Source organism: Neobacillus dielmonensis (assembly GCF_000612665.1).
Taxonomy (GTDB): Bacteria; Bacillota; Bacilli; order Bacillales; family Cytobacillaceae; genus Neobacillus; species Neobacillus dielmonensis.
This window is the reverse complement of record NZ_HG942042.1, coordinates 42,427-63,298: the sequence shown is the minus strand read 5'-3', so window position 1 is coordinate 63,298 and position 20,872 is coordinate 42,427. Positions and strand designations below refer to the sequence as shown.

Below are 20,872 nucleotides of genomic sequence, written 5' to 3'. Positions count from 1 at the left end.
TCTCGACAATCTGAGGCTGACGCTTATGTCAGCCTCTTTTTTTACTTTACATCTGGAAATGCCTGCCGTATTGTATCAGTCAAATCATTATAATAATCAGAACTAGGGCTGTTGCTTCGAATCTTTCTGGCAAAGCCCTGAAACGATCTATAGAATTTAGGGCTGGATGTAATATATACATTGTTAACGTTTTTATCTACTTGTTTTATGGTTCTTGTTATACTATTTTCAATCCCGTTAGTCTGGAAGTTAGGTGAGGAACGGTCAAGAACTGCTGCGACATAAGCATTATTGTCCACTACAATAACCACAGCACGGTTGACATCAGGTAAGTCTGCAGCTTTGTTAGCGGCAGCATCTGATACTCGAATCGTGGTTTGATGGCTCTTATGCTTACGATTGTTTAGCTTGTTTTGCTGGCTACCCCTGTCAAGTGTTGGATTGCTGGAATCAACGCCTGTTATGGCGGGGCCGCCATGGTTAGGGATATTATCGTCTCTAGCCGGGCCGGTTTCATCAGAAATACTATTGCTGGAGTTATCAGTACCGTTTTGATTAGAACACCCGGCAACAAAGAGAACAAGGAGTAACAATCCAGTTATTACTTGTTTCATTGGCATATTTTATCACTCCTAAAACTTCTTGGTTAAATATAGGTTTCCTTGAATGGAATACTTTAATTCAATAATAAAGTGTTGATAGGGACTACTTTTATATGTAAGGATGGAAAGGGGGATTGGGAGTTTGAAAAGAGGCACAAATAAGTTAGAAAGCATCGGCTCCTGCACCGATGCTTTCTTTTATTAACTCTATTTTTGTTTTGCGGTTACTTCATTTGTCGTTTTTGGTTTGTATAGTCTTTGGCTAATCATCGTTTGGATCGTTAAGAAAGTTCCACCGACTACCCAATAAAGCGGAAGGGCTGCAGGTGCACTAAAAGAAAACATGACAATCATTAGTGGTGACATTAGCCCCATGATTTTCATTTGCTGGCGCTGGGCTTCAGGCATTGTGGATTGTTGAACCTTAAATTGCAAAAAGTAAATGACACCAGCTAGGATGGTTATTACGATATCTGGCTGGCCAAGACTAAACCATAAGAATTTGTGAGAGGCAATTTCTTTTGATCCTCGGATGGCATAATAAAATCCTGTTAAAATTGGCATTTGAATCAGCAGAGGTAAACATCCCATATTGAGTGGATTTACACCGTGCTTTTTGTACAGACCCATCATTTCTGCCTGGATGGCACGCTGTTTTTGTGGATCCTTTTCGGCCTTTAGCCGCTTCTGGATTTCGTCCATCTCCGGCTTCAATTTATCCATTTTTTCCTTCATAGCCATTGAATTTTTATACTGGCGCAGCATTAGTGGCATTAATATAAGCCGAACAATAATGGTGACAAGGATGATGGCTAAACCGTAATTTCCATTAAAAAAGTCTGCAAAAAAGCCAATGACAAACGTAAACGGCTCGACAAAATAAGTATGGAAAAATCCATCATTATTTCCGGTCTGTGCTGCTTGAGTTGATTGTCCTGAACATGCTGACAATACTAGGACCGTTAAAGATAATAGTATAAGTAAAATAGCTGAAGAGTATTTTTTTCTCATATTTCCTCCTAAAAGTGATTATATATTTGTTGTGAGTGTGGAGGAAAATGGATCCTCAGAATCATCCATTTGGCATTGTTTCCTGCGGATGTATTTTACAATTCGAATCAATATAAGGCTTCCGGTTAGGCAATTATTTATTTGATAAAAAAACAGAGGTTGAAAAACTTTTGTTTTCTCGGGATTTGTTACTCCAAAAAAGGAATACTTAACTCCCCATTGCCAAAACGATCTTAAGACAAGACCGAAATAAAAACTGAACGTTATGGCGTAAAAAGTAGTTATATCAAGATGTTCTATTATTAATTGAAACAAAATTTTCACCTCTCTAACCAGAACCAATGATATGAGTATATAAGAGATTGGCTAAATAATCAATGAATCTCTGTAAACTTGCCGTATTTAGGGGAGTTATTCCTGCATGAACAGGCCGACTTGAGAATAGTAAAAAAACACTAGTTCCTAGATGGAATTAGTGTTTTTTAAATTATTCCAATGGGCAGTTAACATATTATAGGCATAATTTACTTGTTCTTGACTTGGCGGATCTACATCTTTTAATGGGTATTCATATCCAAGTGCTTCCCATTTATAGACACCTAGCTGATGATAAGGAAGTATTTCGATTTTCTCTACATTTTCTAACGTACCGATGAATTCACCCAGTTTCTCCAAATCTTCTGGATCATCCGTTACCGTTGGGACCAATACATGTCGTACCCATATCGGCAGTTTTCGATCGGATAATAGTTTGGCAAATTCCAATATATGATCATTGCCCATTCCAGTTAAAGCAATATGCTTTTTACGATTAATATGTTTTAAATCTAATAAGATTAAGTCCGTATATTTCAGTACTTCATTTAATTGCTCTTGAAACAGAGGGGCATGTGAATAACAGCCGCCTGATGAATCAATCGTTGTATGAATGCCAAGCTTTTTGCATTCCTTAAATAACTCCAAAAGGAATGGCAATTGCAATAAAGGCTCGCCGCCTGTAACCGTAACGCCTCCGCCTGACGCTTCAATAAAAGGAAGGTAGGAAGTTAAGTCTTGGATGATTTCTTCCACTGACATTTGTTTTCCTGTACCAATTTCCCATGTATCGGCATTATGGCAAAACTGGCAGCGGAGCAAGCATCCTTGGGTAAAAATTACATAGCGAATGCCTGGCCCATCAACCGTACCAAATGACTCAATGGAATGAATATTTCCGTTCATAAAACTAATCCCCCTTCAAATATCAAGCGCCCTCAAATAAGTGAGGCTCTTAAGCTATTTGTTTTTTGATATTGTAATTCATTCTCAATTAACGAGAAAAACAGGGGGGAAGGGATAAATTCCTTCCCCGTGCCTAATTAGCTAATAGTTACAGGTTCCTTTGCGGCACTTAAGCTTTCATGGAACGTACGATTGATAACATCAATTTGTTGTTCGCGCGTAAGTTTTATAAAGTTAACAGCATATCCAGAAACACGGATGGTTAATTGTGGATACAACTCTGGGTGATCCATAGCATCTAACAATGTGTCACGGTTTAACACGTTAACATTGAGGTGGTGTCCACGCTTTGTCATATAGCCATCAAGCATCGCTACTGTGTTTTTCACTTGCGTTTCATCTTCACGGCCAAGTGCTTTTGGCGTAATCGTGAACGTATTAGAAATACCGTCTAATGAAGATTCATAAGGCAGTTTTGCTACGGAAGTTAGGGAAGCAAGGGCACCTTTTGAATCACGGCCATGCATTGGGTTAGCACCTGGAGCGAATGGAACGCCAGCTTCACGTCCATCAGGAGTTGCACCTGTTTTTTTACCGTATACCACGTTGGAAGTGATGGTCAAAACGGATTGTGTAGCAACAGCACCACGGTAAGTTTTGTGTTTTCTGATTTTGTTCATGATTTCATTTACAAGACCAACTGCAATTTCGTCTACACGATCATCGTTGTTGCCGTATTTAGGATAGTCGCCTTCAATTTCGTAGTCCACAACCAAACCATTTTCATCGCGAATTGTTTTAACTTTTGCATATTTGATTGCGCTGAGAGAATCAGCTGCAACAGAAAGTCCAGCAATACCACAAGCCATCGTACGTAGAATTTCCCGGTCATGAAGTGCCATTTCAATTCTTTCATAGCTGTATTTATCATGCATATAGTGAATGACATTTAGTGTGTTAACATACAGCTCAGTTAACCAGTCAAGCATCACATCATATTTTTTCATTACTTCATCATACTCTAAATACTCTGAAGTGATAGGCTGGTATGATGGTCCGACTTGGGTTTTGTATCTTTCATCAACACCGCCATTAATTGCATAAAGCAATGCTTTAGCAATGTTTACGCGGGCACCGAAGAATTGCATTTGTTTACCAATTTTCATTGCGGATACGCAGCAGGCAATACCATAATCATCGCCATAAATTTCTCTCATCATATCATCATTCTCGTACTGAATTGCACTTGATTTGATAGACATTTTTGCTGCATATTGTTTAAAACCTTCAGGTAACTTAGTAGACCAAAGGATCGTCAAGTTTGGTTCTGGGGCTGGTCCTAAGTTATCTAAAGTATGCAAGAAGCGGAAAGAGTTTTTAGTCACTAATGGACGGCCGTCTAGAGCCATACCGGCAATAGATTCAGTCACCCAAGTAGGGTCACCGCTGTATAATTCGTTATATTCTGGGGTTCTAGCAAATTTAACAAGTCGGAGTTTCATTACAAAATGGTCAACTAATTCTTGTGCTTCTTGTTCTGTTAAAGTACCATTCTGTATATCTCTTTCAACATAAATATCTAAGAATGTAGAAGTACGGCCAAGGCTCATTGCAGCACCATTTTGTTCTTTAATGGCAGCTAAATAGCCAAAGTATAACCATTGAATCGCTTCTTTTGCATTGCTAGCCGGTTTTGAGATATCATAACCATAGGAGGCAGCCATTTGTTTCAATTCTTTTAATGCACGGTATTGTTCGCTGTATTCTTCGCGGTCACGAATCACATCATCGGACATCGTGCGGCTGCCAATATAGTTATATTCTCTTAGTTTTTCTTTCATTAGGAAATCTACACCATATAATGCAACACGGCGGTAGTCGCCGATGATGCGGCCGCGGCCATAAGCATCAGGAAGTCCAGTAATAACACCTGCATGGCGTGCAGCTCTCATCTCTGGTGTGTAGGCATCAAATACACCTTGGTTGTGAGTTTTGCGATAATCTGTAAAGATGTGTTCAACTTCTGGATCTAGTTCATATCCATATGATTCCAAAGCAGTTTTTGCCATGCGGATTCCGCCGAATGGCATGAGTGAACGTTTGAAAGGTTTGTCAGTTTGAAATCCAACGATTTGTTCTAGTTCCTTATTTAAGTATCCAGGATCGTGTGAAGTAATGGTAGATACCACTTTGGTATCGGCATCTAATACGCCGCCAGCATCACGTTCCTTATTGGAAAGTTCCATTACTTGTTCCCATAGTTTTTTAGTTGCCTCAGTAGCCCCTTCTAAGAAGCTTTCATCACCAGTATAGGGAGACACGTTTTTGAGAATGAAGTCGCGTACATTTACTTCTTTCGTCCAAACACCCGTTTTAAATCCTTGCCATTGTTCCATCATTATTCACCTCTTGGTTTAATAAAAACAATTTTTATAACAGGATTGTTTTTCTTCCACACTTCAAGTATAACAGCGTCATTTTGCGAAACAACATACAAATGTTAATAAATTGTGAAACTAGCGTTTTAAAAAGGACTTTTTGAATAATGTGTGACGTTTTTTTTATTCTGTATCAAGCTGATATATTATCTGTACTATAAAAAACAGAATGCATAATCCATCTGTTATATACAGAAAAGCCTAAAATAACAACATTTCCATAGTGTAAACAGTTGAAACAGCATAAAAAAACAGGGGAAATACCCCTGTTAGTCGTTCACTACAATATCAGCTACCATTGGTCCGTTAGTTTTGAGATTAGAATGGGTTTCACAAACCAATCTATACGTTCCGGGTTTGTCGAACTGCAGTGGGACAAGTGTTTCCTCCCCCTTTTTTACAGTGCCCTTAATCTCTGTTCCTTCAATATAAAATGGATGCTTTTCACCGTTTATTCCTGTGATATACAATTGTACTTTTTCTCCGGTTTTTAAAGAGATGGTACCAGGATCCCATCGGTATACCTCGATTTCCTTGCCGTCTTTCAGGTTCGCTTTGTATTCTACTGTCACCATATGGATTTCACGTATTTTTCCTTCAGTGGCTGCCTGGTTAAACACAGCCGCATCCCCAGCTTTAAGCATAAACCATGCCGAAATAGCTGCCAGCATGATTCCTGCCGTCAAAAAAAATAATAGTGTCTCTTTCTTTAATACCAAGAATTTCACTTATAAACCCCCTCTGATAATTTGTCCTATTTATATCTATGCTGTAAGGGATGGAAAACTTGTCTCTTTTTTAAAATTTGTCTATTAAAAAAACTTGATGAAGGATTGACCAATAGCTAAAAGGTCAATGATGGTATAAAGAAGTTTTATACAGAATTCAATACCATTTTCCTGTGGAAACGTTTATAGTAAATTCAGGAACAAAAAATGGGTGGTCATGTTGTTGCGGTTAAGTAAAGAAAAGATTGTTAATCTACTCAAAATAATTATCCCGATGTGTTTGTTAATTCTTGCACTGGCTGAAATAAAAAAGTTTATAAGCCATTTAAATGTGGAGCTCCTAGAAAATGAAGTAAGTCAGCTGCATCTCTGGATGTTGATTCTTATTGTAGTCATTACATTTGCAGCCTTAATTCCAATGGTCCTCTATGATTTTATCCTTGTTCGGATCTTAGGAAAAAGGGTATCCAAAGTAGAGCTGTTGGAAAAATCGTTTATAGCGAATTCCTTTTCGAATTTAATAGGATTTGGAGGAATAGCGGGTGCAATGTTAAGAGCCTATTTTCTAAGTAAGCTCGAACAGGATAAACGTCGGCTTCTTGGAGCTATAGCAGCTGTATCGCTATTTTACCTAACGGGAATATCTGTTCTCGCGTGGGTCACAGCTATCGGCTTTCCACATTTTCCGCTATTTAGTGATAGTAAGTGGCTTTTTCTTGCTGTTCTCGGTGTATGTTTGTACTTGCCAATATTTTTGGCTTTTCATTCCTATAAGGCACAAAAAGACGCTGTATCGTTGATTACCGTGAAAACAAGAACTGCGCTTATCGTTGTTTCTGTTTTCGAGTGGGCGGCAGTATTTGGAGCTATCTATTTATTATCGATTATTTTAGGGATCCGAATTTCAGCAGGGGAGCTATTTCCAATCTACGTTGCGGCCGCATGTGCCGGGATTATTAGTATGATTCCTGGAGGCTTGGGTTCCTTCGATTTAGTTTTTATTTGGGGGATGCAGGAATTAAATCTTCCACAGGAAAAAGTCTTGGTCTTGTTATTGTTATATCGGATTGGGTACTATATCATTCCGTTTATCTTTAGTTTTATTTTCTTTGTGAAAATATCATGGAAAAAGTGGAACCAGTCCTGGAATGGCATTCCGAAAACGATTTTACAAGGTTTAAGTCATGTTATTTTAACGATACTTGTATTTTTATCGGGTTTAATTTTGCTTTTATCTGCAAGTATACCGGGAATCATTTCTAGGCTTAAAATAGCCAAGGAGTTAGTAGCTTTTCCTGTTATTAATATTTCCCATCAGCTTTCTGTAGCAGCGGGTTTTTTACTCTTGGGGTTATCACGCGGAATTGAATATCGGGTAAAAAGAACGTATGAATTAACCATGCTGGCATTAATCCTTGCCGCTTTATTTTCAATCTTTAAAGGTATTGATTATGAGGAAGCTATCTTTTTAATCGCCGTGGCTTTGCTCTTGAGAGCTTCAAAAGGGCATTTTTATCGGGAAAACTATTGTTTGACATGGGGGAAAACCACCTTTGATATTGCCGTTATTTTGGTTATTACTTCTATGTATTTGTTCATTGGTTATGTAAATTTACCTACAGCAAAAATGGGAATCCCCAGAACACTTGAACCATACATACTGGTCGATTATCGGGATTTATTTATTAGTGCATTAATTGGGTTAATCATTGCATCTGCTATATTGCTAGTGGGGTACCTGATAAGTAAACCCGAGAAATGGAAATATCTTTTGTCTTCCAATCAGGAAGATGAAATTTATCGACATATTCACAAATACAGCGGGAAGGGGCTTGCCCATTTAATTTTCCTGCATGATAAATTTATTTTTTGGAATCAGAAAAAGAACGTATTAATCACCTATCAAAGGTATGCTGATAAATTCATTATCTTGGGGGAACCGATAGGGGAAAAAAGCGAACTTTCAAATGCAATTGAAGAATTTCAAGAATTGGCAGATTTGCACGGATTTACCTTGGTATTTTACGAAGTGGGGGAGGCAATGCTGCCGTATCTCCATAATCATGGGTTTGCTTTTTTTAAGCTAGGAGAAGAAGGTATTGTCGATTTAATCCAGTTTTCACTTTCCGATAGTGAGATCTTCGGGAATCTAAAAAAACAATATTCATTTGAAGTAGTAAAACCACCGATTTCTAAAGAACTATTCAATGAATTGCGAACGGTTTCAACCGAGTGGCTTCAGGGGAGAAGAGAGAAAGGTTTCTCCCTTGGGTGCTTTGATGAAGATTATTTGAACAAGGCACCTGTTGCTGTAGTTCGTGATTCAAACAATCAAATGCTTGGATTTATGAGTATTATGTATGTATATGATGAGAAACAAACCATTTCTGTGGATTTAATTCGATTTAGGGCGGAACTGCCATCTGAAATTATTGATTATGCCTTCTTGGCAGTGATGGAGTGGGCAAAAGAACAGGGATATCAACGTTTTAATATGGGAATGGCTCCATTGGCAAATGTAGGTCTGTCAAAGTTTGCTTTTTTGAGTGAAAAAATTGCCGCGCAAATCTTTTTGCATGGACACTTTATCTACCAATTTCAAGGCTTACGAAAATTTAAGCAAAAATACACCGAAATATGGGAGCCAAAATATTTAGCATATCGAAAAAAATCTTCTTTGCCAATCACAATGGCACAAATTACCCTATTGATTTCTAGAGGAAGACCATAGATAATGAAACGGTTTAGTATGAATATTTTTTTTTGCACTGTTAAACGAAAATAATTTTTTAATCTGTAGATTGGAGCGGAAGGCGCTCGACTCCTGCGGGAGTACGGGGCTAAGGAGACACTACAGGCGCGGTACTCTCGCAGGAGGCTCCCCCGGCGCACATCGGCGGGTTCGCTGAGCGACTGGAGCGGAAATCAACAGCCAAATTTAGGGCAAGTCCACGTATACCATAATAACGAGTTAGGGTGTTTTATTTGAAAAAACTACTTATTCTATTTTTTGTCATTTATTTAAGTTCGACTCCAAAAATAGATGTATTGGCACAATCTTCACAGGATCAAGAGTTACAACTAAAGAGCGAGGCTGCTGCGCTGTTGGACACTGAGACTAATGCTGTTCTCTATGCAAAAAATGCTGATCAGCGTATGTATCCAGCAAGCTTAACTAAAATTGCTACGGCCATTTATGCAATTGATAAAGGAGATTTAGATAGCATTGTGCAAGTCAGTGCTAACGCTGTAAGGCAAGATGGGACGAGGGTATACCTAGAAGAAGGGGAACAAGTTCCACTTAAGAAACTGATCCAGGGAATGCTGATTAACTCAGGAAATGATGCAGCCGTCGCCATTGCTGAACATATTGATGGAAGTGTAGAAAAATTCTCAGAGAATATAAATCAGTATTTGCAAACGGTTATTGGTGTAAAAAATACTCATTTTGCAAACCCTAATGGATTGTTTGATGAAAACCATTATACTACTGCAATGGACTTGGCAATAATTACGAATTACGCTATGAAAAACCCTGTCTTTGCTGAGATATTCGGAACTAAAGAATTGCAATGGCAAGGACAATCCTGGCAGACTCAGCTTTACACACACCACTTGATGTTAAAAGGGGAACTGCCTTATCCAGGAATAACAGGTGGGAAAACAGGCTATGTAACAGAGTCAAAACAAACCTTGGCTACTACAGTAGATAATGGCAATCTGAAAATGACAGCTGTGGTATTAAAATCAGACCTAAAAAAAGATAAATATGACGATACAGCCATGTTGTTTGATTATGGAACTGCTCATTTTCAACATGCTAGCATTAAGCAGGGAGATATTTTTAAGGTGGATGATAAAGATTTTGTTCCTGATCATGACCTTATGATAACCGAGGAAAAGGATGGAGCAGTAAAAAAAGTGGATGAAAATGGCCTGTTATCGATTGAAAATAAAAGTGGACAAGTCCTCCAACAGGTTCAGTTAACCTACAAGAAACCAATAGTTAAAAAGGAATTACCGAAGAAACAAACCAAGGAGTCAAGTTCTAGTTCTCCGCTTGTATATAGTGCTGGAGGGTTTGGACTCATTTTGATTGCATTTATTGCGATATTATTTGGTGCAGGCAGGAAGTTTAACCGAAATTTATAGGCAAACGAAAAAGCCATGAACAATCATGGCTTTTTTTATAGGTTGAGGCTAATAACATGAAAAGAGGAACATAATCATGGCGATAAAGTAAAGCAAGCAAGGCCCATATTGCCGGACTCTATGGCGAGTATATGGCTGTCGGGTCCTATCGGGATATTATCCTGCAAACATCTATGAAATCGTAACAATAATGAATAGTTCAGGTATTTTTTCAGGTACTTAATTATTGCCATCACTTATGCAATAAAAAAGACTAAAGTAAAACCTTTAGTCTTAAAAATGTAATTAGGAAAGTCTGCTCTCTACAGCTTGACATACTTCGTCAGCTGACATTCCATTTGCATCAATGACAGGAGCTTTGGTTACAGTATCCTGCATACCCATCACATTAGAATCAAGGCCTGTAACAACACAGCAATCACAGTTTTGTGCATCTGTCTCTTGCTTTAATTCCACTACCTCATGCCCTTTATTCCTAAGAGCTTGTGTAATATTTGTAAGAGATTGTTCTACTCCAACTCTAGCCATATCAAACACCTCCTCCTATTAATTAGGATGCCACGGGGTTTCAGAAATATTCCGCATAATCAAGGATATTGTTTCTAAAACTATGATAGGGAGGTGTAGATAGTGGGCAAACATAAAAAAAATCCATCTAAAATGGTACTTGGTTCACCGGAAGTGGAAGGACAAGGAACCACTACAACTGAAACTGGCTCTAGGATGGAACCGTCATCGAGAAAAAAACAGAAACGACCATAATCATATAAAAGGGCACCATAATCGGTGCCCCATAAAATTACTTATACATTTCAGCAGCAAGCTTCTGTATCTCACTGCTCTCAAGATATTCATCATAGCTCATTTGCTTATCAATTAACCCGTTTGGTGTTAATTCAAAAATACGGTTTGCTAAGGTTTGAATGAATTGATGATCATGGGATGCAAACAACAACGAACCTTTGAAATTAATTAGTCCATTATTTAGAGCAGTAATCGACTCTAAATCTAAATGGTTCGTAGGCTCATCGAGTAGCAAAACATTTGCTCCGCTTAACATCATTTTAGAAAGCATACAACGAACTTTTTCGCCACCAGATAAAACTGAGGCTTTCTTTAACACCTCTTCACCTGAGAACAGCATTCTGCCTAGGAACCCACGCAAGAAACTCTCACTATCATCTTTTGGAGAGAATTGACGCAGCCAATCAACTAAGCTTAATTCACAGTTCTCAAAGAATTCGGAGTTATCTTTAGGAAAGTACGCTTGTGAGGTAGTGATCCCCCATTTAAAGGTACCACTGTCCGCTTCCATCTCACCCATTAAGATTTTAAACAAAGTAGTTTTTGCAAGCTCATTAGCCCCGACTAAAGCAATCTTATCGCCTTTGTTCATAATAAAACTAATATTGTCTAAAACTTTTACTCCATCAATGGTTTTAGATAATCCTTCGACCCTTAATAAATCATTACCAATTTCCCGGTCCGGTGTAAAACCTACATATGGATAACGGCGGGAAGATGGCCGGATATCTTCAAGAGTAATTTTATCGAGTAGTTTTTTCCGAGAAGTTGCCTGTTTTGATTTTGAAGCATTGGCACTAAACCGAGCGATAAAGCTTTGTAATTCCTTGATTTTTTCTTCTTTCTTTTTATTAGCATCTTGAGACATCTTTAATGCCAATTGGCTTGACTCATACCAGAAATCGTAGTTGCCAACGTAGATTTGAATTTTTCCAAAATCCAAATCGGCAATATGGGTACAAACTTTATTTAAAAAGTGACGGTCATGGGAAACAACAATAACAGTATTTTCAAAGTTAATTAAAAACTCTTCCAGCCATTGGATTGCTTTAATATCCAAGTGGTTGGTCGGCTCATCTAATAGTAAAACGTCAGGTTTGCCGAATAAAGCTTGGGCCAGCAATACCTTAACCTTTTCAGAACCGGACAGATCAGCCATTTTTTTGTCATGTAAATCTTCACCAATTCCCAGTCCTTTTAAAAGGATTGCAGCCTCAGACTCGGCTTCCCAACCATTTAATTCTGCAAATTCTCCCTCTAATTCAGCTGCTTTCATGCCATCCTCATCAGTGAAATTTTCTTTCATATAAATGGCGTCTTTTTCTTTCATGACCTCATAGAGCCGTGTGTGTCCCATGATAACAGTTTGCAGAACAGGAAATTCTTCGTATTCAAAATGGTTTTGCTTTAACACAGCCATTCGTTCGTTCGGTCCCATTTGAACAGAACCTGTTTGGGCTTCAATATCTCCGGCAAGGATTTTTAAAAAGGTAGATTTGCCGGCACCATTTGCCCCAATTAGCCCATAGCAGTTACCAGGTGTAAATTTAATATTAACATCCTCAAATAATTTACGGTCACCATATCTTAAACTTACATTACTTACAGTTATCATTTAATTGCATCCTCCAAAAAACATATTGCTTTAAATTATACCATTTATTCACCGTAAGAGCGAACTTTTCAAGGTGGAAAGATATGCAAACTAAATTTTAATAAATAAACCAAGGGGAATTTCCCAAAAAAAATTTTCAAGTTTTCACACTTTATTCATAAATTTGTTGTAGAATTGATTTATGAAGTAGAAGAAGGTGAGAAGGATGGCAAAAAAACAGCTTTCTGAACTCGTTAACAAATTAAAAAAGGCTGGCATTAAAGCAAGTTTAACGAAACCTAAATCCAATTACCATTTATCCTTGTTGCAGCTTAAAACCCCAACTTCCGTAAATTAATATTGGTTAATTGGACAAAACGGTTAATCTTATAGATTAACCGTTTTTTTATAATGAAGAGGGCTATTGAAGCTGGTCCATAATTTTGTCATAGACTTCCTGTTTGTTAAAATCTTTTCCCATTGGAAACTTTGTCACAAATTTGTTATCTTCATTAACCAAATAGGCAAAGGTAGTATGAATAAACTGGCCGTTGCCGGGGTCCTTATATTGAAACTGTAAGGGTTCGGTTATTTTTCGAAGCGTTTTTTGATCGGTTTCAATATTCTTGTTTTCCCCAGTTAAAAACAGCCAATCTCCATTGTTTTCAATTTTAAATCCATTCATATACTCTGTTAATTCTCCTGGTCGGTCGCGATACGGATCTATAGTGACTGTAATAAATTCGATATTCTTGCCAAAGACACTGTTCTTTTCTAAATCCTGTTTTAACTCGACCATTTTTTGGGTTGTCATTGGGCAAACATCTGGGCAATGAGTATAAACAAATTCCACCAGTTTTAACTTGGTTTTGTCTTCTCCAAATGTATATTTTTCTCCATTTTGATCGATTAAGGCAGCATCTCCGGGAATAGAGGCATTAGCATCACGGATTAGGAAAAACGATATTCCAGATGTTACCCCTATAAAAATTGCTAAACTGCATATGATATAAATCCTTTTCATTGAATCCCCTCCTATAATAAAGATAATCAAGTTTATTTAAAAAAGGTATGGATATTTTGTGAACTAAACTAACAGTTTAAGGAATCGGGATTGACAAATGGTTCCATACGATTTATGCTAAAAAATGTAAGCCCTTACTTGAAAATTAAAATATAGGAGTATGTTTTTATGTTAGGTGTCGTTCTTAACTAATCCAAACAATTGGATAATTTCATTTCAATCTGACCCCATTTTTAAAGATGGAATCCGGGTTTTATTAACTATGGATTGAAATGTAGTTAAGAACAATGGGCAAAACATAAGCATACATCAAAATTATGTAGCTGTGTACACTCGTGTAGACAGTTTTTATTTTGTTCAAGTAAGAGTATGCAAGATGATTACACTTAAGCTATATTTGCCGCATTGACTAGTTCAGTGCGGCTATTTTATTTCTGGGAGGAAAAACAAGTTGAATCTAAATACATTTGAAACATTGGAATTTAATCAAATTAAAAATTGTATAACTCGATATGCATTAACTGTGGAAGGCAAGAGCAGAATTGAACAAATGAAACCGTCCGTGAATAAGAACCAAATAGAGGCATGGTTGGAAGAAGTTTCGGAGGCAGTACAGTTATTAAATAAAAGTGCCAGTGTTCCTGTTCATGGATTGGACGGCTTAGGACAGATTCTAGGATCTTTAAATAAAGGTACGGCTTTAAGGCCGGATCAATTAACCAAGCTTTATAACTTTTTAGATAGCTGTGCAAAAATGCGGCGTTACATGAAGGAAAAAGCATATGATGCTCCCAGGGTATCTTCCTATATCCATTCCATCGAAGAATTGCCAGAATTAGGTAAAGAAATTACTCGTTGTATTAGGAATGGAAGGGTAGACGATTATGCAAACAGGGAATTATTAAAGATTAGAAAACAAATTGTGCTTCAGGAAGAACGATTAAAGGAAAGAGTCATGCAAATGATTCGCTCGAACAAATATAAAACTTATTTGCAGGAGCATATTGTCGGACAGAGGAATGGCCGCTATGTGGTTCCAATTAAAAAGGAGTTTCGGAGTAAAATAAAGGGAACAGTTTTGGATACCTCCGCATCTGGTGCTACTCTTTTCATCGAGCCCGAAGAGGTTTCTAACCTGCAAGAACAATTAAATTGGCTAATTTCTGAAGAAAAGGTGGAGGTCCTAAAGGTGCTCCAATATTTAACAGGTTTGGTGGAGGAGAAGGAGCCCGAACTTAGGTTGGCCGTTGAAACGATGATTCATTATGATTTTCTATTTGCTAAAGCAAAGTATTCCCGTTCTATCAATGGCTGTAAGCCGTTTGTTAATGAATTAGGCATTCTTGAGTTATGTGATGCAAAGCATCCCTTATTAGGGGAAAATGCGGTACCATTATCGTTAAAATTGACTCAAGATCATTCTTCACTCGTTATTACTGGACCTAATACGGGAGGAAAAACTGTAACGATGAAAACGGTTGGTTTATTAACTTTAATGGTCCAGTGTGGTCTTCATATTCCGGCAGCTGAAACAAGTAATATAAATATTTACCAGCGTATACTGGTTGATATTGGGGACGGTCAAAGTATAACTGAGAATTTAAGCACCTTTAGTTCGCGAATTGTCAATATAATTGAAATATTAAAAGATGCAAATGATCAGACATTAGCTTTGCTGGATGAACTAGGAGCGGGGACGGATCCGGGAGAGGGAATGGGTCTAGCCACGGCCATACTAGAAACATTACATGACAAAGGGGCAACCCTGCTAGCTACAACTCATTATAGCGAAATAAAGGATTTTGCTGAAAAACATCCGGGATTTATCAATGGATCGATGGAGTTTGATTTAAACACCCTTAGTCCGACTTACAGGTTAACGATTGGCCGAGGTGGTGACAGCCAAGCGTTTGCGATTGCATTAAAATTGGGGGTACACCCGAAGATTATTGAAAGGGCACATTTTGTTACTTATAAAGAAGACAAAGAGTATAGCTCTGAAAAAATGGACTATTGGATACAAAGGGAACTAGATAGGCAGATTATTATCAATAAACATAAAGTTGACAAGTCAATTTCAAATAAAGACAGCATTGTTGTCTTCCATCAAGGAGATAATGTGAAAATAACCCCGAGCAATGAATATGGAATCGTTTATAAAGGACCGGATCACCTTGGAAATTATGTCGTTCAAATAAAAGGTGAAAAGCTGACAATCAATCATAAAAGGCTAAAACTTTATATCCCTGCAGCAGACTTATACCCACCTGATTATGATTTCGATATTATTTTTCAATCGAAGGAGTATCGTAAAAAGAGTAAAATCCTCTCCAAAAGACATGATGACAACATTATAATTGACATAAACGATTGAACTTCCAACCAGCTTTAAATGCTTATTAAAAAGGGATGACATCTTGTGTCATCCCTTAGTTTTCTTCGCTTTGTCATCCTTGGGGATTGCTTGTAGAAGGGTTTTCCTTGGATTGGAAATATTTCGCTGCAAGCAGCTGTTTCACCTGGTTATAGCTCAATCCAGATTGGCTATTTAGCCTTTGGACCTCTTCGATGTCTGTTCCTACTATTGTATATCTTTTCTGATTAGATGACATATCCATCATACCTCCGATAAATTATATAATGATTGACAATGAAAAAGTAGTTTTTTGGACATACTATAAGTAAAAGGAGGCGGTTCCAATTTTTTTTGGTAAACGGGCAAAAGAGGAAGAAATAGAAACAGTCCTGGTAGAAACCGAAATTTATTCTTGTATGGATGAAAGCTGCATTGGTTGGATGAGAAAGGATTTTGCAGCAGACGATTTGCTTTGTCCAATGTGTGGAACAGAAATGTTATTAGAAATTAGAGAGTTACCAAAAATTTAATAAAAAGAGGCAAAAGACTGTCTTAGTGACAGTCTTTTATTCTGCTTCAAAGTCGAAGTAGTTCTCGTCGTAAGCTCTTTGAGCAGCCTCTAACGAAGGAAACAGCGCATCATCATCTTCAATAACGTGAAGGGTCTCATTTAAAAACAGTGCTAGTGAATTTGGATCTTTTGGATGCTGCACAATTTCTGCTTGCTTAACATTTGCCACAGATGGTACATGAGGGTTACGATAAATCACAAATACTTCATCACCGGGTTTTGCTTCGTTAATATTAAAAAAATCCATCCAGTATCCTTCCTTTATAAGTTCTCATTTTGCTGGCCAATTTCAGCCCCTGCTATCAGTGTATTAGCCTCTTCTAAGAATTCATGTTCGTCCACTGATTCTCCAGGTATGTTTTTTAAGTTTGGAAATACAGCTCCATTATTAATGGTAAATAACCTATCTTTTGGCGCGGTTGTAAGATAGTCCTTTTTCTTCGCCACCCAATCATCCCCTTTATATAACAGGTTTTACAAGGAAACTGTCATTTATGTCTGGCTTTTTCTCTCTGTTTAGGTAATTTTTTAAAAATATGCCTTATTAAACTTAACTGTTGATTTTTGCTCCAGCCGCTCGCTTTTCGGCGGCGTGCCGTGTAGGCTCCTCCAATCCCATACACTTGCATGAACCGAGTGTTTTTACACCCCAATCACCAGAGTTTAAAAAATCAACAATTATTTTGTGACAAAGTCATAAAATAAAAACCCTCCATATGGAGAGTTTTTTGGTCATTCTGCTTTTTTAGCCAAACAGCGTTCACATTCCATCATGTAGGATTCGGCTTGTTCTTCCATTACCTGACCACACTCAGGACATTCCTTTTTAGGTATGTTACGAAAGAATTCAACTGGACTCATTAACACAAAAACCCCTCCCTTTAATAGTACAGATTAAAATACTAAAACTTGTTAAAGTACGGATAGAAAAAAATATAGGATTATTCCACTTTCTCTGCTAAACAGCGTTCACATTCCATCATGTAGGACTCGGCTTGATCCTCCACTACCTGACCACATTCAGGACATTCCATTTTAGGCGAGCTGTGGAAAAATTCAACTGGGTTCATTAACACAAAAACCTCTCCCTTTAATAATACAGATAAAAGTAATGAAACTTGTTGTAATACAGGAAGGATAAAAAGGATTATTCCGCTTTTTCGGCTAAACAGCGCTCACATTCCATCATGTAGGATTCGGCTTGTTCTTCCATTACCTGACCACACTCAGGACACTCCTTTTTAGGCATGTTGCGGAAAAATTCAACTGGACTCATTAACACAAAAACCCCTCCCTTTAATAATACAGATTGAAAAATACAGATTTGTTATAATACAGAAAGGATAAAAAAATATAGCTTATTCCACTTTCTTTGCTAAACAACCTTCGCACTCCATAATGTAGGACTCGGCCTGTTCTTCCATTACCTGACCACATTTAGGACATTCCTTCTTGGGTAAATTGCGAAAAAACTCAACTGGACTTAACAACATTTAACCGCCTCCTTTATAATACAGAATGTTAAATTTAATCTTGTTATAGTACAGTATAAACAATAATAATAAAAATGTGTAGCCTTTTTTTAAAAAAAAACAGGATTTTTTTGAAGATTAAGACTTTTTGTCTACTGTTCATTTTACCTTCCCATTTCAAGCTTTAAGATCACTGAGTGATATAATTGGGAAACTAAAATTCGGATAAACTAAATGAAAAGCATTTCCTTCTTGTTGTTTTTATACTTTCATAACTTGTTGGTTTGCATTACAATCGTATTAGAAACTTTAAGAGATAGGGGAGATGCGGATTAATGAATGGTCTTATTGGGGATTTTTATCCTTACTTTTTTATAATTGCTATAGGTTTAACCTTTATGGCTTCATATACAGCATTAGATATGTATTCCATTATTCGTTCATCTGAGAAGAATAAAAGCTGGTTGTTCCTAGGTGGTACCATTGCCATGGGAATTGGTATATGGGTTACCAATTTCTTCGGGCTGTTAACATCAGACGATAAGCTGTTAGCCAATTATAATATTCCGCTTACTATTCTTTCCATTTTTATTGGAATTGCCTTTACAGCGATGGCATTTTTACCATTTTACGGAAGAAAAGTTGGCGTTTATCACTTACTATTAGGCAGTTTGTTTCTTACAGTTGCTGTACTTGCTATTCATGTTGTGAATATTTATTCGATGGGGCTCAACATCCAGTATAATATTTATTTATTTATCTTTTCATGTTTAGTCATTTTTGCTGCTCTGTTCTTATCATTATGGATGTTATTTTCCACAAAAAGCTTTACAAAAGATAATATCATTTGGTTAAAGCCTGTCAGTGCAATTATTATTACCTTAGCATTTGCCGAGGGGCATGTTCTTTTGAAAAAAGCATCGGTTATTTCTGCAGCTGAGGAAATGGCCAAGACAAGTTCAGCCAATATATTTATTATTTATTTAGTATTATTTGTTTCTATATTAATTATGGGCGGTCTTATTGTATCAAGTACCCTCATTAGTAAACAGCTGGCGGCCAGTGATACCAATTTAAAGGATATTAAAGCAGCATTAGATGCATCAACGATTGTCGCCATAACCGATGCAAACGGCACGATTATGTATGTAAATGATAAATTTGAAGAAATATCCAAGTATTCCCAGGAGGAAATAATTGGGAAGAACCATCGGATCGTTAATTCCGGCTACCACTCCAAAGAGTTTTTCCATAACATGTGGAAAACTATTCAATCCGGAAAAGTTTGGCGTGGGGAAATCCGAAACAAAGCTAAAGATGGATCACTTTATTGGGTGGATACGACCATTGTTCCTTTTTTGGATAAAAAAGGAAAACCATTTCAATATATCGCGATACGATCGGATATTACCAAACGGAAGCAAGCTGAGCAGAGTCTTTTAGAATCCATCAAGGAAGTAAGGGATATTACGTTTGCCCTTAATCAATCCTCGATTGTTGCTATTACAGATGAAAAAGGAAGAATTACCACGGTAAACGATAAGTTTTGTGAGATATCTAAATACACCCGAGACGAATTGATTGGTAACGATCATAGAATTTTAAATTCCGGTTATCATTCAAAAGAGTTCTTTAAAGATTTATGGAGAACTATTGGAACCGGGAATGTCTGGGTCGGTGAAATTTGCAACCGTGCGAAGGATGGTTCGCTGTATTGGGTGGATACCACCATTGTTCCTTTTTTAAATGACAAAGGGAAACCATACCAATATGTTGCAATACGAACGGATATATCAGATAGAAAACTGGCGGAAGAAAATCTGAAAGAAACGATTAAAGAAGTGACCGATATAAAATTCGCCTTGGATCAATCCGCAATAGTGGCATTTACGGATGCCAAAGGGAAAATTACCAATGTCAATGACAAGTTCTGTGAAATTTCCAAGTATACCCGTGAGGAAATTATCGGTCAGGATCATAGTATGTTAAATTCCGGTTATCACTCAAAAGAATTTTTTAAGAATATGTGGAGGACAATCGGCCAAGGTAAAGTATGGAAAGGGGAAATCCGAAACAAGGCAAAAGATGGCAGTTATTATTGGGTAGATACGACAATCGTTCCTTTTATCAATGAACAGGGGAAACCATACCAATACTTGGCAATTCGCAATGATATTACAGAGAGAAAACGTCAGGAAGAGGTCCTTCATCGTCAAGACAAATTAGCTGCAGTTGGCCAACTCGCGGCAGGGGTTGCCCATGAAATCCGTAATCCTCTGACGTCCATGAAGGGGTATGCCGAGTTCTTACAGCTAGATGAGAAAGATCCGGAGCGCTTGGAGTTTTTGAATATTATTCTTGATGAAATAGATCGGGTAAATAATATTGTCGAGGACTTTATGGTATTGGCAAAACCAAAAGCTGTAGAACTCGAAGAAAAGAATGTCGTACCGGTGATAAAAAATGTTGTGTCCTTGCTTGAGTTTGAAGCCAGAAAGAAAAATGTCCGAGTGCATTTTGACTGCAATCGAGAGATTATTCAAATCGAGTGTGATGAAAATCGGTTAAAGCAAGTGTTCTTAAACTTTATCAAAAACGGTATTGAAGCGATGCCAAATGGCGGCGATCTCCATGTGAAAACCATGATACAGGATGATAATGTTCATATTTCCATACAGGATACGGGAGTAGGTATTCCTAAGGATAAATTGACGAAATTAGGTGAACCGTTCTTTACCACAAAGAAAAATGGCAATGGACTAGGGCTCATGATGAGCTTTAAAATTATTGAAAGCCATAATGGGAAAGTATTTGTAGAGAGTGAGCCAAATAAAGGGACCACGTTTAATATACTGCTGCCGGCCAAAACCGCTTAAAAATAACGGAAAAACTTTTTTCC

The 20,872-nt window shown here is 37.5% G+C and carries 22 protein-coding genes; 7 read left to right on the top strand and 15 right to left on the bottom strand.

All coding sequences use genetic code 11. The features are described 5' to 3' along the window. Positions 1 to 41: 41 nt before the first annotated feature. From BN2425_RS05000 to BN2425_RS04975, 5 genes are all read right to left on the bottom strand, one after another. On the bottom strand, positions 42 to 620 hold the full coding sequence (locus tag BN2425_RS05000) for a YhcN/YlaJ family sporulation lipoprotein (RefSeq protein WP_042455797.1): 579 nt from the start codon (positions 618 to 620) through the stop codon (positions 42 to 44). Between the two features lie 189 nt (positions 621 to 809). After that, a complete protein-coding gene (gene yidC / locus BN2425_RS04995; RefSeq protein ID WP_042455794.1) occupies positions 810 to 1,613 on the bottom strand; it encodes a membrane protein insertase YidC in 804 nt (267 codons plus the stop codon). Positions 1,614 to 2,075: 462 nt separating this feature from the next. Then, entirely contained in the window at positions 2,076 to 2,834 is a 759-nt protein-coding gene (gene pflA, locus BN2425_RS04985; protein ID WP_042455788.1) for a pyruvate formate-lyase-activating protein, read from the bottom strand. A gap of 137 nt (positions 2,835 to 2,971) precedes the next feature. Then, entirely contained in the window at positions 2,972 to 5,230 is a 2,259-nt protein-coding gene (pflB, locus tag BN2425_RS04980) for a formate C-acetyltransferase (RefSeq protein ID WP_195891901.1), read from the bottom strand. A gap of 311 nt (positions 5,231 to 5,541) precedes the next feature. Continuing rightward, a complete protein-coding gene (locus BN2425_RS04975) occupies positions 5,542 to 6,000 on the bottom strand; it encodes a cupredoxin domain-containing protein (protein WP_042455783.1) in 459 nt (152 codons plus the stop codon). 217 nt (positions 6,001 to 6,217) lie between these two features. On the opposite strand from BN2425_RS04975, the gene mprF reads away from it, so the two are divergent. Beyond that, entirely contained in the window at positions 6,218 to 8,731 is a 2,514-nt protein-coding gene (gene mprF / locus BN2425_RS04970; protein WP_042455780.1) for a bifunctional lysylphosphatidylglycerol flippase/synthetase MprF, read from the top strand. A 254-nt stretch (positions 8,732 to 8,985) separates the two neighbouring features. Next, on the top strand, positions 8,986 to 10,152 hold the full coding sequence (locus tag BN2425_RS04965; protein ID WP_052352782.1) for a D-alanyl-D-alanine carboxypeptidase family protein: 1,167 nt from the start codon (positions 8,986 to 8,988) through the stop codon (positions 10,150 to 10,152). 285 nt (positions 10,153 to 10,437) lie between these two features. On the opposite strand, the gene BN2425_RS04960 is transcribed toward BN2425_RS04965, so the two are convergent. After that, positions 10,438 to 10,680 (bottom strand): YkuS family protein, encoded by a 243-nt coding sequence (locus BN2425_RS04960; protein ID WP_042455777.1) that lies wholly within the window; start codon positions 10,678 to 10,680, stop codon positions 10,438 to 10,440. A gap of 99 nt (positions 10,681 to 10,779) precedes the next feature. Between BN2425_RS04960 and BN2425_RS04955 the strand changes: the two genes are divergently transcribed. Next, a complete protein-coding gene (locus tag BN2425_RS04955) occupies positions 10,780 to 10,914 on the top strand; it encodes a YuzL family protein (RefSeq protein ID WP_154663460.1) in 135 nt (44 codons plus the stop codon). Positions 10,915 to 10,951: 37 nt separating this feature from the next. Here BN2425_RS04955 and BN2425_RS04950 read toward each other — a convergent pair whose 3' ends face one another. Next, positions 10,952 to 12,571: an ABC-F family ATP-binding cassette domain-containing protein gene (locus BN2425_RS04950; protein WP_042455774.1), complete on the bottom strand. Its 1,620-nt coding sequence runs from the start codon at positions 12,569 to 12,571 to the stop codon at positions 10,952 to 10,954. 205 nt (positions 12,572 to 12,776) lie between these two features. Here BN2425_RS04950 and BN2425_RS23310 point away from each other — a divergent pair, with 205 nt between their 5' ends. Beyond that, positions 12,777 to 12,908, top strand: coding sequence for a hypothetical protein (locus BN2425_RS23310; RefSeq protein ID WP_264757799.1), 132 nt, complete (start codon positions 12,777 to 12,779; stop codon positions 12,906 to 12,908). A gap of 63 nt (positions 12,909 to 12,971) precedes the next feature. Here the strand turns inward: BN2425_RS23310 and BN2425_RS04945 are convergent, their stop codons facing one another. Then, a complete protein-coding gene (locus BN2425_RS04945) occupies positions 12,972 to 13,574 on the bottom strand; it encodes an SCO family protein (RefSeq protein ID WP_042455771.1) in 603 nt (200 codons plus the stop codon). Between the two features lie 451 nt (positions 13,575 to 14,025). Between BN2425_RS04945 and BN2425_RS04940 the strand changes: the two genes are divergently transcribed. Then, a complete protein-coding gene (locus BN2425_RS04940) occupies positions 14,026 to 15,948 on the top strand; it encodes an endonuclease MutS2 (RefSeq protein WP_042455769.1) in 1,923 nt (640 codons plus the stop codon). A gap of 73 nt (positions 15,949 to 16,021) precedes the next feature. Here the strand turns inward: BN2425_RS04940 and BN2425_RS22700 are convergent, their stop codons facing one another. Beyond that, complete coding sequence (locus BN2425_RS22700) at positions 16,022 to 16,186, bottom strand: hypothetical protein (RefSeq protein ID WP_042455812.1); 165 nt, start codon at positions 16,184 to 16,186, stop codon at positions 16,022 to 16,024. A gap of 88 nt (positions 16,187 to 16,274) precedes the next feature. On the opposite strand from BN2425_RS22700, the gene BN2425_RS23305 reads away from it, so the two are divergent. Then, positions 16,275 to 16,460 carry a cold-inducible protein YdjO-related protein gene (locus BN2425_RS23305; RefSeq protein ID WP_074433013.1) on the top strand — a complete coding sequence of 62 codons (186 nt, stop codon included), beginning with the start codon at positions 16,275 to 16,277 and terminating at the stop codon, positions 16,458 to 16,460. 36 nt (positions 16,461 to 16,496) lie between these two features. Here BN2425_RS23305 and BN2425_RS04930 read toward each other — a convergent pair whose 3' ends face one another. The 6 genes from BN2425_RS04930 to yhfH (BN2425_RS04905) form a co-directional block, all read right to left on the bottom strand. After that, positions 16,497 to 16,748 (bottom strand): transcriptional regulator SplA domain-containing protein, encoded by a 252-nt coding sequence (locus BN2425_RS04930; RefSeq protein WP_042455766.1) that lies wholly within the window; start codon positions 16,746 to 16,748, stop codon positions 16,497 to 16,499. 14 nt (positions 16,749 to 16,762) lie between these two features. After that, a complete protein-coding gene (locus tag BN2425_RS04925) occupies positions 16,763 to 16,948 on the bottom strand; it encodes a hypothetical protein (RefSeq protein ID WP_042455763.1) in 186 nt (61 codons plus the stop codon). A 285-nt stretch (positions 16,949 to 17,233) separates the two neighbouring features. Then, entirely contained in the window at positions 17,234 to 17,368 is a 135-nt protein-coding gene (gene yhfH, locus BN2425_RS04920) for a protein YhfH (protein ID WP_074433012.1), read from the bottom strand. A 74-nt stretch (positions 17,369 to 17,442) separates the two neighbouring features. Beyond that, positions 17,443 to 17,571, bottom strand: coding sequence for a protein YhfH (gene yhfH / locus BN2425_RS04915; protein ID WP_081798007.1), 129 nt, complete (start codon positions 17,569 to 17,571; stop codon positions 17,443 to 17,445). A gap of 77 nt (positions 17,572 to 17,648) precedes the next feature. Continuing rightward, on the bottom strand, positions 17,649 to 17,783 hold the full coding sequence (gene yhfH / locus BN2425_RS04910; protein ID WP_074433010.1) for a protein YhfH: 135 nt from the start codon (positions 17,781 to 17,783) through the stop codon (positions 17,649 to 17,651). 76 nt (positions 17,784 to 17,859) lie between these two features. Then, positions 17,860 to 17,994, bottom strand: a complete 135-nt coding sequence (gene yhfH, locus BN2425_RS04905; RefSeq protein ID WP_074433009.1) for a protein YhfH — start codon at positions 17,992 to 17,994, stop codon at positions 17,860 to 17,862. 314 nt (positions 17,995 to 18,308) lie between these two features. Here yhfH (BN2425_RS04905) and BN2425_RS04900 point away from each other — a divergent pair, with 314 nt between their 5' ends. After that, positions 18,309 to 20,849: a PAS domain S-box protein gene (locus BN2425_RS04900; RefSeq protein WP_052352781.1), complete on the top strand. Its 2,541-nt coding sequence runs from the start codon at positions 18,309 to 18,311 to the stop codon at positions 20,847 to 20,849. Positions 20,850 to 20,872: the final 23 nt, after the last annotated feature.

Bases quoted from the DNA above. Each gene is read 5' to 3' on its own strand.
- BN2425_RS05000 (WP_042455797.1), bottom strand. From the start codon at position 620: ATGCCAATGAAACAAGTAATAACTGGATTGTTACTCCTTGTTCTCTTT.
- yidC (WP_042455794.1), bottom strand. From the start codon at position 1,613: ATGAGAAAAAAATACTCTTCAGCTATTTTACTTATACTATTATCTTTA.
- pflA (WP_042455788.1), bottom strand. From the start codon at position 2,834: ATGAACGGAAATATTCATTCCATTGAGTCATTTGGTACGGTTGATGGG.
- pflB (WP_195891901.1), bottom strand. From the start codon at position 5,230: ATGGAACAATGGCAAGGATTTAAAACGGGTGTTTGGACGAAAGAAGTA.
- mprF (WP_042455780.1), top strand. From the start codon at position 6,218: ATGTTGTTGCGGTTAAGTAAAGAAAAGATTGTTAATCTACTCAAAATA.
- BN2425_RS04960 (WP_042455777.1), bottom strand. From the start codon at position 10,680: ATGGCTAGAGTTGGAGTAGAACAATCTCTTACAAATATTACACAAGCT.
- BN2425_RS04950 (WP_042455774.1), bottom strand. From the start codon at position 12,571: ATGATAACTGTAAGTAATGTAAGTTTAAGATATGGTGACCGTAAATTA.
- BN2425_RS23310 (WP_264757799.1), top strand. From the start codon at position 12,777: ATGGCAAAAAAACAGCTTTCTGAACTCGTTAACAAATTAAAAAAGGCT.
- BN2425_RS04945 (WP_042455771.1), bottom strand. From the start codon at position 13,574: ATGAAAAGGATTTATATCATATGCAGTTTAGCAATTTTTATAGGGGTA.
- BN2425_RS22700 (WP_042455812.1), bottom strand. From the start codon at position 16,186: ATGTCATCTAATCAGAAAAGATATACAATAGTAGGAACAGACATCGAA.
- BN2425_RS04930 (WP_042455766.1), bottom strand. From the start codon at position 16,748: ATGGATTTTTTTAATATTAACGAAGCAAAACCCGGTGATGAAGTATTT.
- yhfH (WP_081798007.1), bottom strand. From the start codon at position 17,571: ATGAACCCAGTTGAATTTTTCCACAGCTCGCCTAAAATGGAATGTCCT.
- yhfH (WP_074433009.1), bottom strand. From the start codon at position 17,994: ATGTTGTTAAGTCCAGTTGAGTTTTTTCGCAATTTACCCAAGAAGGAA.
- BN2425_RS04900 (WP_052352781.1), top strand. From the start codon at position 18,309: ATGAATGGTCTTATTGGGGATTTTTATCCTTACTTTTTTATAATTGCT.